The following is a 15423-nucleotide window of genomic DNA, read 5'->3' on the forward strand; positions in this document are numbered from 1 at the left end:
CCCCGCGAGTGCGCTGGCTTTAGCTGTCGTTCATCATCCGCAATCGGTTGACTTGAGACAGTTGAAGCCTATTCAATTTCATCGAATTACTATTCAGTGAACCGCTCAAGTCAAGCTATGGTTTCAGGCTTATAAACAGCGGCAAATGCAGGTCACGTAACATGTCCAAAACAATCAACATCGCGGGCGCATCGGGATATTGGGGCGAAAGCGCCATGGCGACACCGCAACTCTTGCACGCGCATAAGTCTGGCGACGTGCATCTCGACTATATCGTGTATGACTATTTGGCTGAAATCACGATGAGTATCCTAGCCCGCGCCAAAGCCAAAAACCCAGAGAATGGGGGCTATGCAACCGACTTTGTGGAGGCCGTGATCCAGCCGCATTTGCGCGATATCGCCGACACAGGCATCACGCTGATCGCCAACGCTGGCGGCGTAAATCCAGAAGCCTGCGGCCGAGCGGTGCGCGCCCTCGTCAAAGAGGCAGGGCTGAGTTTGAAAGTTGCCGTTATTACAGGCGACAATCGTATGGATGAAATCGAAGCCATTTCCGCATCGAAGCCTAAGGACATGTTCTCCGGCGCAGCGATGCCCGCCAGCGACAAGGTCGCCTCAGTGAACACTTATCTGGGGGCCTTTCCCGTTGCGAAAGCTTTGGGCGCAGGCGCGAATATTGTGATCACAGGACGCGTTGTAGATAGCGCCGTTACGCTTGGCGCTTGTATTCACGAGTTTGGTTGGGGCGCAGAAGATTGGGACCTCTTGGCCAGCGGATCACTCTGTGGGCATATTCTGGAATGCGGGCCCCAAACAACGGGTGGTAATTTTACCGACTGGGAGTTGGCAGGCGATATTTCAGAAATTGGATACCCCATCGCCGAAGTCGCAGCGGATGGTAGTTTCGTGACGACCAAGCCTTCAGGGACAACAGGGCTGGTCAGCGTTGGAACGGTCAGCGAACAAATGGTCTATGAGATCGGGGACCCGCAAACCTATCTTTTACCCGATGTGACATGCGACTTCTCTGACGTCACGATCACACAAGTCGGCCCTGACCGCGTTGAAGTTTCTCCCGCTAAGGGTCGCGCGGCACCGACACACTACAAAACCTGTCTGACCTATGCAGATGGATTTCGCGCTGGGTGCTATCTGACCTTTTATGGCAACCGCTCGACAGCAAAAGCCGAAGCTTTTTCTGATGCGGTGATCAAGCGCGCCGAACGTGTTTTGCGCGCCTCTAATCTGGGCGACTTCACAGAGGTAAGCCGCGAAGTCATCGGCGGGGGGTCACAAATGGGCGAGCGCATTGAAGCACAAGAAACCGTGGTGAAAATTGCGGTAAAACATCCGGAAGCTAAAGGCGTCGGTATATTTTTGAAAGAAATGACAGGTACCTTCTTAGCCACACCACCTGGCCTGTCTGCCTTTACAGGCGCAGGACGTCCGAAGCCCTCCCCTGTTGTACGTCTTTTCTCTTACCTCACGCCCAAGGATGAGATTGAAGTGAGTATCGATGTGGATGGCGACATCTCAACCCATACGGACACAGTTTTCGCAGCGGCCCCAGCGCCCGCTCGCCCCGCCGTCCCAGAAACAGTTACTGGAAACGTAGAGGTGACAGTCGAAACCCTTGCGTGGGCACGTTCCGGCGACAAAGGCGACAAGGGCAATATCGGGATTATCGCGCGTGACCCGTCATATCTCCCAGCCCTTTGGTCAGCACTCACCCCAGCATTTGTTGGCGATGTCATGGGTCACTTTCTGGAAGACAAAACGGAAGTTGAGCGTTTTGTCTTGCCTGGTTCCAATTCAATTAATTTCCTTATGGACCGCGCATTGGGTGGAGGCGGCGCGGCCAGTTTGCGCAATGACCCTCAAGCTAAAGGCTTTGCGCAAGTCCTGTTGGCGCAGACGATACGCGTCCCAGTCAGTATTGCAGAAGATGCGAAAAAGAAGGCCCCACATTCATGACGCCTGAAGCCCAAGATTTCCGAGCCGAATGTGATCAGATCCGGGACCTTTTGATTGACCATGACGCGACTGTTTTTAACAAGATTACGCTGTTTAAAAATTGGACCATTGGCGACATCGTCGGACATCTACACGCCTGGAACATCGCGGCTGATCTGTCTTTAAACGCGCCAGTTGAATTTCAAAATTTCGTGGCGATCGCAATGGGGCAACTCGGGGCCGGGAAAACCCATCCCGAATTTCAGCGCGTTTACTTTGCAGGCAAAACAGATGCTGAAATCTTCGCAGACTGGACTGGGTATTACCCTGACATGGCAAAACGTTTCGAGGCTGCAGAGGCAGATCAACGTGTAAAGTGGGTCGGTCCAGACATGTCAGTGCGATCAAGTATTATTGCGCGGCAAATGGAACATTGGGCACATGCGCAAGCAATTTTTGACGTCTTAGGCGTGGATCGAAGAAACACAGACCGTTTGAAAAATGTGGCACATATTGGCGTGACAACATTCTCTTGGTCTTTTCGTGTTCGCGGCCAGACGCCGCCATCCCCAAAGCCATATGTGAAACTTTCCGCGCCCTCTGGCGATATTTGGACGTGGAATGACGCGCAATCAGACAATTGCGTCGAGGGAACTGCGGAGGCCTTTTGCCAAGTCGTCACCCAATGTCGGAACGTGCAAGACACGGACCTCGTGATGACGGGCGAAATTGCCCACGACTGGATGGCACATGCGCAATGTTTTGCGGGCGGCGCAGAGACGCCCCCTGAAAAAGGACTGCGACGCAAAGCCGTCTAGTGCCGGACATCAATCAACTTTTGACGACTCTTTATCCTTTCTGAAAGCCCACCCTATGAACCATTATAAGAACAAGACAGCTTTTGTCACAGGCGCGGCCTCTGGTATTGGCTTTGCTCTCTCCAAAGCCCTACTGGACAAAGGCGCAAATGTCATGATGGCAGATGTGGATGGACCCGGCTTAGGCGAGGCCTTGGCGAAACTGGGCGGCGCATCCGAACACCTTTCCTCCACCCTTTGTGACGTCCGGGACAATGATGCTGTTCAGGCCGCCGCCGAATTGACCCAAGAAACATTTGGGAAGGTTCACATTGTAATCAACAACGCAGGTGTTGGCCTTGCGGGCCGATCGGGCGAAATTGATCTTGAAGATTGGCGTTGGATTGTCGACATAAACCTGATGGGCGTCGTGCATGGCGTGGAGGCCTTTACGCCGCTGATTAAACGACATGGCGAAGGCGGTTACATCCTGAACACGGCGAGTATGGCAGGCCATATGACGACCGAATATATGCCGCCCTATCACGCAACCAAATATGCAGTCGTTGGCTACTCTGAATCCATCGCCCCCGAAGTCGCGAAATATAATATTGGCGTCACCTGCCTATGCCCGACTTGGGTGAAAACAAATATTGCAAACTCTGGCGACCACAAACCATCAACCAATGGTATTGATAACGACACGCTTTCCGCGTTGAAGCAAACCGCGCAGCTTGTGAACAATGGTATGGAAGCGTCTCGCTTGGCTGATTTAACTTTGGCGATGATGAGCCAAGGCCGCATGCATGTCTTCAATGATCTGGAAGCTCGTCCAATGATTGATATTCGGGCTAAAGCCTTGGGCGATGATTATGATGCTGCGTTGGCGTGGCTGGACGAGAACTAATGTCGGCCAAACACGCCGCCATCCAAGGGCATTATGACCCTGCCTTTAAAGCTGTCCGAGAGGCATTTGAGTATAATTTCGTCGCGCGCGGTGAAGCCGGCGCGAGTGTCTGCATTCAAGACCATAAAGGGCGCACTGTTGTCGACCTTTGGGGCGGGACATTGGATGACGGCAAAACGGCGTGGACGAGAGACACCGTTTCAATTGTGTTTTCCTGCACCAAAGCCGCGACGGCTCTTTGCGCCCACCGCCTGATTGAGCAAGGCCGCCTAGACCCCGACGCCAAAGTCGCAAAATATTGGCCAGAATTTGCCGCCAATGGCAAAGATCAGACCACCGTCCGAGATATGTTAGGCCATCGCAGCGGTGTCCCTGCCCTACGCAAACCTATCAAATCAGATGGGTTTTTGGACTTCGACTATATGGCAGAGCAACTCGCAGAAGAATCGCCGTTTTGGGACCCTGGGACGGCCCATGGCTATCATCTGGTGACATTTGGCTGGACCGTTGGCGAACTCATACGCCGCGCGTCAGGGAAATCTCTCGGTGAGTTCTTTTATGATGAAATTGCGGGACCGCGCGGCTTGGACTTTCATATTGGAATGAGCCCGTCCGAATTTTCTCGGATGTCAAAACTTCGCCCGTTCACCCCAAACCCCAAGGACGCGCTTTCACCATTTGCTGCGGCGATGATGGCAGACCCGGCAGGCCTGCAAGCACTGGCCTTTGCCAATAATGGCGGTTGGTATTTTGATGCGCCTAAAAGCTGGGAAGCTGAGATTGGTGGCGCAGGGGGTGTTTCCAATGCCCGTGGTTTGGCGGGGATGTTCCGAACAGGTCTGGGCAGGGATGCCTTATTTTCGCGAGCCCGCGTTAATGCCATGCGGGCGCCTGTTTCAGAGGGGGATGACAAAACACTGTGCATCCCAACGCGTTTCGGCGAAGGCTTTATGTTATCAATCGACAATCGCGACCTGCTTGGTGAAGGCAATTCAGCCGTCTTAGGCGGCGGCGCATTTGGTCACGTCGGGATGGGCGGAAGTCTGGGGTTCGCAGATCCAGACGCCAAGTTTAGTTTTGGCTATTCGATGAACCAGATGGGTGGTGGCATTTTGTTGAATGAGCGCGGACAATCCCTTGTCGATGCCGCCTATAATTGCGTCTAATTATAAGCCCATCTGACGCATCGCGAGGTCTTTCATGATCTCCTCTGACCCGCCGCCTATCGCGATAACCTTGACTTCGCGGTAGACATTTTCGATCCGATTACCGCGCAGGTAGCCAGCGCCGCCTAAAATTTGCATCGCTTCGGAGGCGCAAAATTCTAGCGCTTTGGTGGCGGCAAATTTCGCCTTACAAATTTCCGCGACAGGCATATTCCCCGCATCGATTTGAGCGCACATGATCCAGAGATTAGATTGAACGGCGTCTATTTTCGCGCTCATATCTGCAATCTTATGCCGAATGACTTGATGCTTGATCAGCGGTTTACCAAAGGTGTGACGCTCTTGCGCCCATTCGATACTATCCTCTAGGCAGACTTTCATCATACCCAATGCGCACCCGACGAGGCCTAAACGTTCATAATTGAAGTTATTCACGATTTGTAGAAAGCCATAATCCTTTTGGCCCATGAGGTTACCTGCAGGCACGCGACACTCATCGAAATATAACGTCGCTTGATTGGAAGCCCACCAACCCATTTTCTTTGCCAGCGGCGTACGCGTAAAGCCTGGCGCATCCGCCTCGACAAAGAACAAGGAGATGCCTGTCAATCCAGGTCCACCTGTGCGCGCCGCAATGACGAAGTAATCTGACTCCATGCCGCCTGTGATGAAGGTTTTGGACCCGTTTAGAACCCATTCCTCCCCCTCTTGGCGCGCGGTTGTCGTTAATGCGGCAACGTCCGACCCTCCCCCGGGTTCGGTGATCCCGAGTGATCCGCCTTTCCGCCCAGACAGTATTTCCGGCAGAACACGAAGTTTTATGTCTTCACTCGCAAGTTTTTGAATTGGATCGGTTGAAATACTGCGGGCACCTAATGCGGCTGCTACCCCACCCGCGCCGCACATGGCCATCGTCACAGCATAGTCGGACCGCATGAAGGGGTCTTCAAAACCCAGCCCGCCATATTTTTCGTCAATGCCAAAGCCAAAGACACCCAATGCACCCAGCTTCTCATGAAGCTCCCATGGCACCTGTCCCGCCTCATCCCATTCATGGGCGTAAGGCCGAATTTCTGTCGCGACGAAATTTTGGATCGTCTCGCGGAAGGCCTTTCGCTCAGGCGTGTCGAAGGGGTTGGCGAGGCCAAATTGAGTATGTGAAGTCATGGGTGAACCTTAGGCACACGACAGGCAAAATCACACCCAATTTTGAAAACACCTCGTCATTCAAACTTGTTTCGCGATGCATTGCGCGCAGAGACCAAACAAAAAAGGCGGCCCCGCAGGGCCGCCTAATAAGTGGACTAAATCCCTGAGAACTTAGAAGTTTTTCCGGAGGCTCACGCCATATGTGCGCGGTTGGTTTGGATAGGCGTTGACCGTTCCAGCTTGCACAACACCAGGGAAAGCACTCGTGAAGGTCTCGTGGTCGAACAAGTTACGACCCCAGAACCGCACATCAAGGCTATCGTCCAAAGTGAAGCCAAATGAACCGTTAAACGTGCTCGTATCGCGGTTCAGGCCAATGATGTTGTCGACGATTTGAACTTCGTCCTCATACTGCCAGTCACCACGGACATAGGCGTCAATGGAGTCGCTAAGTGTGAAGTCATATTGTGCAGAAACTGAGAGCGCGAGCTCATTAATACCCGCAGGTTTTTCGCCGGAAAGATCGACAACCGTTCCGTTTGCACCTGGGGCGTTAGCGAAATCATCATAGACAGGGTCTTGAATGATACCGCCGAAGCCAAGCGTTAGGCCGTCAACAGGCTTAATCGTGGAATCAAATTCGATACCCTGGGTAGACTGCGAACCCGCATTGGCAAGAACAAAGCCTGTGCCTTGGAAGATCGTAGACTGGAAGTTGTCAATCGTCTGGTCGAAGACGGCAAGGCTGAATGAACCCCAGTCAAAACGACCTTTCAAACCAAACTCATAGACTGTGACTTCTTCAGGTGCCGAGAAACGCGTACCAGAGTTACGACCTGTTGCTGGGTTGTAATTGTTTGGCAGCAAGCCCGCTGTCTGAAGCGCTGCAAGGTCTGTCGCAAGCGGACGTGAGTCACGTGTCAGGTTAAAGGATGATGCCTTAAAGCCTGTCGCGGTTGAAATATAAGCGTTGAAATTATCGTTGATTTCGTAGCCCGCTTTCAATGTGTAAGTGAAGTCATCATCACGCGTTTTGCCGTCCTCAACAGAGTTCGGGAAAGACACGAATTGCGGCTGGAACTGCAACGGTAGCAACCCGGCCAACGGACCATTTGTCGTATCAGCAGCTAGACCCGCGGAAGCGCCGAGGACTGCATTGATATACCCTTGCGCAGCCGGCCCAAATGTTCCGGCTTGTGCGGCGGCAAAGTTAGCTGGCGTGAATGGCAAGCCACCCAGCGCGGCTGAGAAAGATGGAACGCCTGGCGCGCCACTCAAGAAAATGCCTGTCGAGATCACTTGAGTACCCTGAGCGCCTGTCAGCGTGAGGTTACTAAAGGTGTCATTATTGACAGTCGAACCCGTCACGTCTTTCTTATCTTCTGTGTAGTTACCACCGACAGTTAGGGTCAGGCGGTCAGTGACATCATAGTCAACTGTGCCGAAGATGGAGAGGGCTTCGTTATCTTGAACGAAATTCTCGTCAATGCGGACATCGTCGCTGAAGAAAGTCCCTGGGGCAAAGCCTAGAACGGCTTCGATGCCGCCTAGGGCAGCTGGGCCGCCCGCAAGACCATCGATATAGTTACGCAGATCCGCGCCATAATCGATGCCTGAATTCTGCTCGATGTTTTCGCTGAAGTAGTAACCACCGATCATCCAAGCCAATGGCCCAGAGTTATCAGACGTCAAACGCAATTCTTGCGTGAACGTGTCGATGTCGACAAATTGGAACGTGCTTTCCAGCAAGGACAAGGTGTTGAAGTCACTATCACTATCATAGTCATATGAGTTGCTACGATCAGATGTGATCGATGTGACAGTCATGCCGCCCAGAAGGTCGAGGTTCCAGTTCATTTCCAAAGACAAACCACCATCAGTGATTTCGTTGGATGTCTCAGAGTTAACAGCTGTCTCATATGAGAACGGATCGTTTGGTGTTGGAATTTGACCACCGAGAGCACCGACGAGGGCGGCTGTTGGGCCAACGACTGCAGTGGCAACGCCGCAGCAGTTTTCGTCAAGAACAGATCTGTCCCAGATGACGCGGGCACTGAAATCTTCTGTTGGCTCCCAAAGAGCTTGTGCACGGAAGTTGTAACGGTTGAGATTGTTGAAATCTCCGCCTTTGGTACCCGCTGCTGGCTCAAAGTAACCATCGCGCGACTGGTAACCACCGCCGAGGCTGACTGCCAAATTATCAGTCAGGCCGCCAGTGATATAGGCTTTGGCGTAGTTCAAACCATAATTGCCGACGCCGCCTTCAATATAGCCGTTTGCTTCATAGTCGGGTTTAGATGTTACGATGCTAACAACACCTGTTGAGGCATTTTTACCGAACAATGTTGATTGTGGACCCGAAACAACCTCGACGCGGTCAAGGCGTGGCAAGTCACCGATTTGCGCAGCAGCGCGAGAACGGTAAACACCATCGATGAACAAACCGACGGACGGCTCGATACCAATGTTATTGCCGCCGTTACCAAAACCACGAACTGTCAATGTGGTGTTACCCGCGTTTTGAAGCTGTGAAACACGGAACGTCGGAACAACCGTTTGCAAATCTTTGATGTCAAGAATTTGAGCTTTTTCAATGACGTCAGCCGTCGTCACAGTCACCGCTACCGGCGTTTCTTGCAGGGTCGTATTTCGCTTTGTCGCGCTCACGATGATAACATCGTCATTATCCTGCGCGAAGGCGGGTGCCGTCGCAAGAAGAGCAAAAGCGGAAGCCGACGCGGCCAGAAGAGAAGTTCGATTTGTCATAAGTTCCCGTATGTTTTTGTGTTTATAGACATTTTAGCCTAATTGGGTCCTGATTATAGCGGCATCTGATGTGTTGCAAGAGGCCGACACCTCTGACTTGGACGATTGCGCGGCCTCTGTTGCTCTTTAGTCACAATTTTCTGCGCTAAAAGTCTAGAACCAAGACTGAGTGTCGAACGTGTTCCGAGCTCCTCGGGATCGTGACCTAGAACATTTTGCAGGGTAAGAAGACATATGCCTCAACCTTGCCCCCTCACGCAAACGCCTGCCGCTGATCTAAATTGGTCAGAAGCCGAAGCTCCGGTCGCAACAACATTCGGCGATGTCTATTTTTCCACTGATGGTGGATTGGAAGAATCCCGTGTCGTTTTTTTAAGCGGATGCGGCCTGCCAGAGGCTTGGGAATCCAAACCCGTCTTTACGATTGCCGAACTCGGCTTTGGGTCTGGCTTGAATTTTCTGGCTGCCTGGCAAATGTGGAATCGCACCAAGTCGCCCTCACAACGACTACACTTTGTCTCGGTCGAGAAATTTCCTTTTGATAAAGTCCAACTTGAACGGGCCCTCAAGGCTTGGTCAGACTTAACGCCCTATAGTGAGCGCCTCATCGCGGCTTGGCCTGGGCGGGTTCGCGGCATTCACAGATTGGAATTTGGCTCGATTACACTGACCCTTATCCATGACGATGTTATAAATGCGTTGGAACAAACCGACGGATTAAAAGCGAATGCTTGGTTTCTGGATGGGTTCAACCCGTCAGGCAATCCGATGATGTGGAGTTCTGATGTCATGTACGCCATCGCAGGACAGAGCGCAGCTGGGGCCAAATTGGCTACATTTTCTGTCGCAGGCGCGGTTCGAAGAGCGCTAGGAGATGCTGGGTTCATCGTGAAAAAAATGCCTGGATTTGGAAAGAAGCGCCACCGATTGGAAGCGGAACTAAGTCCCGATTACCCGGTAGCTTCCACAACAGCGCACCCCCCTATTAAAAAGGCATTGATTGTTGGTGCAGGTATTGCGGGACGGTCTTTGGCGCGCGCCCTCAAAACACGTGGAATCCCTTTCCAAATCATAGACGACAGAAACCACCCTGCCGCGAGTGGAAATCCTCTGGCTTTGGTCAAACCCCGATTTGATTTACAAGACAGGCCCGAGAGTCGGTTCTTTTTGTCGGCTTATCTCCACGCCCTTCGCAGCTATCCTGAAACCGCCGTACTAGAGCGTGGAGTTACGCAACTCCCAAAATTGCAAAAAGATAAGGCTCGGTTTGAGAAACTGGTCTTGCAAGCCGCCCTAGGTGAAAACCATATGTTTCTTGCCGATGGAGCTTTAGAGATAGAGAGCGCATTAGTTATCGACCCATCTCGCATTTTCAGTGACGTCGAAGTTCTGGACAAGAGCTATGATGAAGCAACCGCCAAGTCTCAATATAGTCATGTCTTTCTAGCCGCAGGATATGGCCTAAAAAGTCTCGCGCCTGAACTTCACCTTCGTTTGTCGCGCGGTCAATTAAGTTGGTCAGAACCCGTGTCTGAGAAGCCCTTGGCTTATGGGGGCTATGTTGCAAATATTGATGGTGCCGCGCTCGTCGGGGCAACACATGACCGCCTAGATGATCGCGACCCCTTTGCGTTGAGAGCCGAAGACGACGCGCGAAATCTTGCCGCATTGGCGGAAGTTTTAAACAAACCCGTCGCGCCACTCGACCGCCCTTCCCGCGCTAGTGTCCGCGTCACCAGTCGCGATACGCTGCCGATTTTAGCGAACCTCTCCACCGACCCCGATTGCGCCATTTGGGCGATAACGGGCCTGGGAAGTCGCGGCTTTACATTTGCTCCGCTGCTCGCAGAAGCCTTAGTGGCTCATCTGTGTAACGAGGTGGGGCCGTTAGATCGACAGGTTCGCGCTCTTTTTGAAGCCCGAACCCGCTATGAATAGAATGTTCGGTTTACTCGCCGCGGTCATCGATCTGGACTTCGCCTGAGCCGGAAGATTTGATCTCCACATCCCCAATCACCCGTTCGATCCGAATGTCTCCAGACCCTGTCGCGCGTAGATTTGCATCTGTCACCAGACCACCGAACTCAATACTTGCCGAGCCTCTGGCCACCGCAGTTAGGTTTTCAATACGTCCGCTACCAATGTCGATGTCGCCAGATCCGCTGGAAAGAATATCCGCTTTCGAACTTTTCAACATATCGATTTCTAAGTCGCCAGACCCTTGGCTGCGGTAGGTGAGATTGCCGTCAACGCTATCCAGCTCAACATCACCAGACCCACGAGAGGATATATCCACCTCGCCAGCCACGTTTTGGGCCGTAACGTCACCAGAACCTTGCAGGGTTGCCTCCAAAGATGAAATATTTTCGAGATCAACGTCGCCCGAGCCTTGAGATCGAAGCAAAACATCGCCGCTATTGCCGCCCGTTAAATCACCCGAGCCCCTTAAAACAAGGGCCATATTGCCAGTTGCGCCAACTGTCAGATCTGCAGACCCACGACTATCCAGCGCCAAATTGCCTTGAATATCGCCGAGGGTTACATTGCCACAATAGCGTAGGTCGATGTCCGCACTTCCGATGTTCGGGGCGCCTTCCGTGAAGATCACCGAGTTCCGAACGACAAGATTGGTGTCACTGGGAACAGCAATCGTCAAAATGGGCATCTCATCAAGGTCATCATAGCCGCCAAAGCGACCATTTTTCTCTTTACCGAACCAATCAACGGAAAAACTTCCATAGGAAGACTTACATTTTCGGCCGTCAATATCGTCTTGGCCGCCATCAATTGTCATGTCGGTTCGACCGTTAATTTCAGTCTGCCCTTCGTTCTTATCGATCTCGACATTCATGTCGCCATTGGCCCAATTGATCGTGCCGATAAAATTCCGAATTTCCAATGTATCCGCAGCGACTGCAGGGGCGGCGACGCTCGCACTCGCCATCAGACTTAAAAGTAACAGGCTTTTTTTAAACGTATTGCGCATGTTTAGAATCCGATCCGAATGTGAAGATCACCTGGGAATTCGACGTCAACGAAGACATCCGTCTTGTCTGTAACCGACAAGCCAAAGCCTTCAACACCATGGCTTAATTCCAAGTAAGAAAATTGTGCGATGACTTTTTCAGCGCCAGGCAAGGCTAGAATCGTTGGGTCAGCGTCCGAAATCGTTGGAACTGCAGGAGCAGCACCTCCCAAGACGGTAGCGGTAAATAAAATAGCGGTTTTCATCATGGCGTCTCTCCCTTAGCCAAAATTCAAAAATGGGACGCATGGCACTGCGTCATGTTGGTGTTTTTTGATCCCGCGCGTGGCACCGCGCTTGTATCTTTTATGAGGGGTGGAGGCGCGGTCTACGCGCCTCCTTTTTCACTAATTCTCTAAATCACGGAAGTCGCGATTCAGCTTCCATTCCTTCGAGGTGATTGACCGTTCGAGGTCCTGCAAGCGGACTTCCAATGACCGGAACTTTGACTTTACATCACCATAAGTGGTTTTTGATCCAGCGGTCCCGACTGGGGATTCCATACGGCTGCGCGCTTCCTGTTGTTCGCGGTATTCCCGAATATAAGGTGCACGGTCATCTTTGGGCATTAGAACCCAGAGAATGACATAAGCGATCGCTGGCAAGCCCGTGAAGATGATCAGCAAGATCGTAATGATCCGGACCATTGTGTGGTCCCAGCCGAGGTAGTCACCGATGCCGGCGCAAACGCCGCCGAGTTTTCCATCAACTGTATTGCGGCGAAGCTTGTTTGGACCCCGATATGGGTATCCGTCGTTAGATCCATCCCAGTTCATGTCATTGAGCATGCGATGCGTTGGGTTTTTGTAGGACTTACTCACTTCTCTCTCCAATCTGGGACTTCATCGTCCAGAATGCGCTCCAATACGGCCACACGTTGGTCCAGAATATCCGCTATTTTTGACATTTGTGTCAGTTCAGTCGCTTGATCATCCGTGATCGTCCCAGCTGTCTTATTCAGGTGCTTGTAATGCGCGCTGACCCAGACGATGCCAAGAACCATGATGAACGGCGCGAGTGGTATTAATATGCCCATTTCCATGCCTTTCTATCTCTCTCCTATTTTAGTGTTGCGCCCAGCCCATCATTGAACTTCGGGGAAGGTTCGGGGAATTCTCTAGTCAACCTAGAGGGCTGGGCGCAATTTGTGTAGTCGGCTTAACCGGCTTTCTTTTTGGAACCACCATTGGCGGCTTTGGGCTTATTAATCCGCGCTTTGAGCGCTGCGAGTTCGTCTTCGACCGCGTCATTGGCCTCAAGTTCTGCGAACTGGCTTTCGAGGCTATCGCCTGTGCCTAGATCGAAACTCTCGACGTGTGCTTCTAGGTCGTCAACTTTACGCTCCATCCGCTCATAGCGGGAAAGTGCGTCTTCGACTTTCGTGTCACGCACCATCGTGCGCATCTTGATTTGGCCTTTGGCAACGGACGAACGCATGGATAGCGCTTTGTGCTTGGCTTTGGCTTCGTTCAGTTTTGTCTGTAACTTACCTAAGTCCTCATCGGCTTTCGCAACGGCTTCGTCCAGAACTGCGATTTCGCGTTCGACAACATCGACCATTTGTTCGGATTGTTGTTTGGCTGAAAGCGCGCCGCGGGCAAGGTCTTCACGACCTTTGTTGAGCGCAAGCTCTGCTTTGGCTTCCCAATCGCTGGCACGCGCTGAGTAGTCATCGGCTTTGCGGGAAAGTTCTTTGCGCTCCGCGATATTACGTGCGGCGTCGGTACGAACTTCGACCAATGTGTCTTCCATCTCTTGAATGATGAGGCGGGCGATCTTCTCTGGATCTTCCGCCTTGTCGATCATGGCGTTGAGATTTGAGTTGATGATGTCACCCATGCGGGAAAAAATACCCATGTTTTGTCTCCTAATTGACGTTTGTAATTTGGCTCGGTCAAACAAGCCTGAGTTTTAATAAGAGGTTAGAGGAAAATCACTGCGATCACGATACCTGCGGCAAAGAAGCCCCAGCATTCTGTCGATCGTGTTGTCAGGTAGCGGACAAAGCGCGCACCCTTTGCGCGCCAGTCACTTGATGTATTTGAATAACGGTCCATTTTAACGCGTCTCCTTAAATGTTCGAGTAAACCCAGACCCGGGAGCTGCTGAAACGCGACCCCAAGATTGTTGCCCGTCGGGCAGAGCGTGAACGACGTCCCGCACCTGTCGTAATATCGGATCCCGTGGTGGCACCCACAGAAACCATGTCTTTTTCAATCGTACGGAAGGTCATTATTCTCTCCTTTGTCTTCCAGTTTCAGAGACTTGGGTTGGCACACCCAGGTCAGTCTCTGTTTCGTCTCTTGTCTCGCTTTGGGCTGTTGCCCTCCGCCGACAAACAAAAGATGGCGCATAAAATCAAAATTGTCGAATTCTTTTAAACGACTGTTTTTAAACGATTTTATAAAATTTGAGATTCCTGACGCAGAAATGAATGGTAATTTACGCCTGCATTTAGTATAAATTACTAACTCTATTTAGCTGTTTGGACCAATTATGGCTGCCCTACCCCCACAACCGATTGGTCAGAGCCAATCCTACCTCGCGATTCTAGACCGAGTCTCAGATTCTGCTGTTCTAGAACGCCCCGTTTTGATTGTAGGGGAGCGCGGTACCGGTAAAGAATTGATCGCAAAGCGCCTCCATTTCCTTTCGCCACGATGGGAAAAGGTCTTCCTCACCGTCAATTGCGCGGCTTTTACAGATGAAAGACTGGATGAAGAGTTTTTCGGTCAAAGCTTTCTAGATGGCCGCGACGACACGAACGGAAAATTCTATCATGCAGATGAAGGCACGATATTCCTCGATAACGTCGACAGCGTATCGCCGCGCCTTCAGGAAAAGCTCATGGGCGCTATTGAATATGGTCGTTATGAAGCCAGCGGCGAGCATGCCGAACAAGAAGTCGATGTCCGTGTCATTGCCGCGAGTGCGGTCGACCTCCCTGCTGCCGTTGCGCGGGGAGACTTTCGGGCAGACTTGTTAGACCGCTTGGCTTTCGAAGTTATGACGCTCCCGCCGCTGCGCGCGCGTAGAGATGACATTCTTCCGCTTGCAGATCATTTTGGAAAGAAAATCGCGGCCGAACTTGGCGCCGATCGTTTTCCTGGCTTTACAGCAGAGGCCAGCGAACAGCTATTGGATCGCAACTGGGTTGGGAATGTCCGCGAGCTCAAAACCATTGTTGAACGCAATACGGCACAAGCCTGGCTTGCCGATGAAACGCTGAAGGATCCGATCGGCGGAGGACCCGCTGGCCCGCTTCAATTCGACCCCTTTGAAAGCCCGCACCGCCTTCGAGAGCGTCGGCCTCAAGAGATGCCATCAGCCCCAAAGTCGAGTTTACCTCAGACAAATACTCCAATGCCCGCCTATACACTTCCTCCGCTGGAGAAAAACGCACCGCATCAGGTAGAGCCGCTCGATTTTCAAAACCGGGTCTTAACTTTTGAGCGCAAGTTGATTGACGAGGCGTTGCATGTATCGGGCAATCATCAAGGAAAGGCTGCCGAACATCTCGGGCTGAGCTATCATCAGTTTCGAGGTTTGATGCGTAAACATGGGCTCAAGAAATAGTGCCTAGAGGCGCCAACTGCGGTCAGCAGCGGGGCGAGATCATCAAAAGCCCGCAAGCGGCCAGACCGTGTTCTGCAATTGG

At 52.1% G+C, this 15423-nt stretch carries 15 protein-coding genes; 6 read left to right on the forward strand and 9 right to left on the reverse strand.

Translation table 11 applies throughout. The features are described from left to right. Positions 1 to 161: 161 nt before the first annotated feature. Genes IE073_RS12535 through IE073_RS12550 form a run of 4 tightly spaced genes read left to right on the forward strand, consistent with a single transcriptional unit; the run spans position 162 to position 4825 of the window. Positions 162 to 1976: an acyclic terpene utilization AtuA family protein gene (locus IE073_RS12535; protein WP_189586682.1), complete on the forward strand. Its 1815-nt coding sequence runs from the start codon at positions 162 to 164 to the stop codon at positions 1974 to 1976. Then, positions 1973 to 2773, forward strand: a complete 801-nt coding sequence (locus IE073_RS12540) for a TIGR03084 family metal-binding protein (protein ID WP_189586685.1) — start codon at positions 1973 to 1975, stop codon at positions 2771 to 2773. The genes IE073_RS12535 and IE073_RS12540 overlap by 4 nt, the downstream gene beginning before the upstream one ends. A 55-nt stretch (positions 2774 to 2828) precedes the next feature. Beyond that, positions 2829 to 3659: an SDR family oxidoreductase gene (locus tag IE073_RS12545; RefSeq protein ID WP_189586688.1), complete on the forward strand. Its 831-nt coding sequence runs from the start codon at positions 2829 to 2831 to the stop codon at positions 3657 to 3659. Beyond that, positions 3659 to 4825, forward strand: coding sequence for a serine hydrolase domain-containing protein (locus tag IE073_RS12550; RefSeq protein ID WP_189586691.1), 1167 nt, complete (start codon positions 3659 to 3661; stop codon positions 4823 to 4825). Before IE073_RS12545 ends, IE073_RS12550 begins: the two co-directional genes overlap by 1 nt. Here the strand turns inward: IE073_RS12550 and IE073_RS12555 are convergent, their stop codons facing one another. Both IE073_RS12555 and IE073_RS12560 read right to left on the reverse strand, forming a co-directional pair. Next, a complete protein-coding gene (locus tag IE073_RS12555) occupies positions 4826 to 5992 on the reverse strand; it encodes an acyl-CoA dehydrogenase family protein (RefSeq protein ID WP_189586694.1) in 1167 nt (388 codons plus the stop codon). Between the two features lie 153 nt (positions 5993 to 6145). Next, positions 6146 to 8740 (reverse strand): TonB-dependent receptor, encoded by a 2595-nt coding sequence (locus IE073_RS12560; protein WP_189586697.1) that lies wholly within the window; start codon positions 8738 to 8740, stop codon positions 6146 to 6148. 234 nt (positions 8741 to 8974) lie between these two features. Here IE073_RS12560 and mnmC2 point away from each other — a divergent pair, with 234 nt between their 5' ends. Next, the gene (mnmC2, locus tag IE073_RS12565; protein WP_189586700.1) at positions 8975 to 10678 is read left to right on the forward strand and encodes a tRNA (5-methylaminomethyl-2-thiouridine)(34)-methyltransferase MnmC2; all 1704 of its coding nucleotides are present in this window, start codon (positions 8975 to 8977) and stop codon (positions 10676 to 10678) included. A 10-nt stretch (positions 10679 to 10688) separates the two neighbouring features. On the opposite strand, the gene IE073_RS12570 is transcribed toward mnmC2, so the two are convergent. The 7 genes from IE073_RS12570 to IE073_RS12595 form a co-directional block, all read right to left on the reverse strand. After that, the gene (locus IE073_RS12570) at positions 10689 to 11726 is read right to left on the reverse strand and encodes a GIN domain-containing protein (protein WP_189586703.1); all 1038 of its coding nucleotides are present in this window, start codon (positions 11724 to 11726) and stop codon (positions 10689 to 10691) included. 2 nt (positions 11727 to 11728) lie between these two features. Beyond that, a complete protein-coding gene (locus tag IE073_RS12575; RefSeq protein WP_189586706.1) occupies positions 11729 to 11974 on the reverse strand; it encodes a hypothetical protein in 246 nt (81 codons plus the stop codon). Between the two features lie 138 nt (positions 11975 to 12112). Beyond that, the gene (locus IE073_RS12580; RefSeq protein WP_189586709.1) at positions 12113 to 12586 is read right to left on the reverse strand and encodes a PspC domain-containing protein; all 474 of its coding nucleotides are present in this window, start codon (positions 12584 to 12586) and stop codon (positions 12113 to 12115) included. Beyond that, positions 12583 to 12801 carry an envelope stress response membrane protein PspB gene (pspB, locus tag IE073_RS12585; protein WP_189586713.1) on the reverse strand — a complete coding sequence of 73 codons (219 nt, stop codon included), beginning with the start codon at positions 12799 to 12801 and terminating at the stop codon, positions 12583 to 12585. The genes IE073_RS12580 and pspB overlap by 4 nt, the downstream gene beginning before the upstream one ends. Positions 12802 to 12923: 122 nt before the next feature. Beyond that, on the reverse strand, positions 12924 to 13622 hold the full coding sequence (gene pspA / locus IE073_RS12590) for a phage shock protein PspA (protein WP_189586716.1): 699 nt from the start codon (positions 13620 to 13622) through the stop codon (positions 12924 to 12926). Between the two features lie 65 nt (positions 13623 to 13687). Continuing rightward, positions 13688 to 13822 (reverse strand): hypothetical protein, encoded by a 135-nt coding sequence (locus tag IE073_RS14240; RefSeq protein ID WP_267905577.1) that lies wholly within the window; start codon positions 13820 to 13822, stop codon positions 13688 to 13690. 14 nt (positions 13823 to 13836) lie between these two features. Beyond that, on the reverse strand, positions 13837 to 13998 hold the full coding sequence (locus tag IE073_RS12595; RefSeq protein ID WP_189586719.1) for a hypothetical protein: 162 nt from the start codon (positions 13996 to 13998) through the stop codon (positions 13837 to 13839). A 263-nt stretch (positions 13999 to 14261) separates the two neighbouring features. On the opposite strand from IE073_RS12595, the gene IE073_RS12600 reads away from it, so the two are divergent. Then, a complete protein-coding gene (locus tag IE073_RS12600) occupies positions 14262 to 15341 on the forward strand; it encodes a sigma 54-interacting transcriptional regulator (RefSeq protein ID WP_189586722.1) in 1080 nt (359 codons plus the stop codon). The last annotated feature ends 82 nt before the right edge of the window (positions 15342 to 15423 follow it).

It is taken from the genome of Litorimonas cladophorae, from assembly GCF_014652455.1.
GTDB lineage: Bacteria > Pseudomonadota > Alphaproteobacteria > Caulobacterales > Maricaulaceae > Litorimonas > Litorimonas cladophorae.

What these genes read in the sequence shown, in the direction of transcription:
- IE073_RS12535 (WP_189586682.1), top strand. Translation starts at nt 162, where the DNA reads ATGTCCAAAACAATCAACATCGCGGGCGCATCGGGATATTGGGGCGAA.
- IE073_RS12540 (WP_189586685.1), top strand. Translation starts at nt 1,973, where the DNA reads ATGACGCCTGAAGCCCAAGATTTCCGAGCCGAATGTGATCAGATCCGG.
- IE073_RS12545 (WP_189586688.1), top strand. Translation starts at nt 2,829, where the DNA reads ATGAACCATTATAAGAACAAGACAGCTTTTGTCACAGGCGCGGCCTCT.
- IE073_RS12550 (WP_189586691.1), top strand. Translation starts at nt 3,659, where the DNA reads ATGTCGGCCAAACACGCCGCCATCCAAGGGCATTATGACCCTGCCTTT.
- IE073_RS12555 (WP_189586694.1), bottom strand. Translation starts at nt 5,992, where the DNA reads ATGACTTCACATACTCAATTTGGCCTCGCCAACCCCTTCGACACGCCT.
- IE073_RS12560 (WP_189586697.1), bottom strand. Translation starts at nt 8,740, where the DNA reads ATGACAAATCGAACTTCTCTTCTGGCCGCGTCGGCTTCCGCTTTTGCT.
- mnmC2 (WP_189586700.1), top strand. Translation starts at nt 8,975, where the DNA reads ATGCCTCAACCTTGCCCCCTCACGCAAACGCCTGCCGCTGATCTAAAT.
- IE073_RS12570 (WP_189586703.1), bottom strand. Translation starts at nt 11,726, where the DNA reads ATGCGCAATACGTTTAAAAAAAGCCTGTTACTTTTAAGTCTGATGGCG.
- IE073_RS12575 (WP_189586706.1), bottom strand. Translation starts at nt 11,974, where the DNA reads ATGATGAAAACCGCTATTTTATTTACCGCTACCGTCTTGGGAGGTGCT.
- pspB (WP_189586713.1), bottom strand. Translation starts at nt 12,801, where the DNA reads ATGGGCATATTAATACCACTCGCGCCGTTCATCATGGTTCTTGGCATC.
- pspA (WP_189586716.1), bottom strand. Translation starts at nt 13,622, where the DNA reads ATGGGTATTTTTTCCCGCATGGGTGACATCATCAACTCAAATCTCAAC.
- IE073_RS14240 (WP_267905577.1), bottom strand. Translation starts at nt 13,822, where the DNA reads ATGGACCGTTATTCAAATACATCAAGTGACTGGCGCGCAAAGGGTGCG.
- IE073_RS12595 (WP_189586719.1), bottom strand. Translation starts at nt 13,998, where the DNA reads ATGACCTTCCGTACGATTGAAAAAGACATGGTTTCTGTGGGTGCCACC.
- IE073_RS12600 (WP_189586722.1), top strand. Translation starts at nt 14,262, where the DNA reads ATGGCTGCCCTACCCCCACAACCGATTGGTCAGAGCCAATCCTACCTC.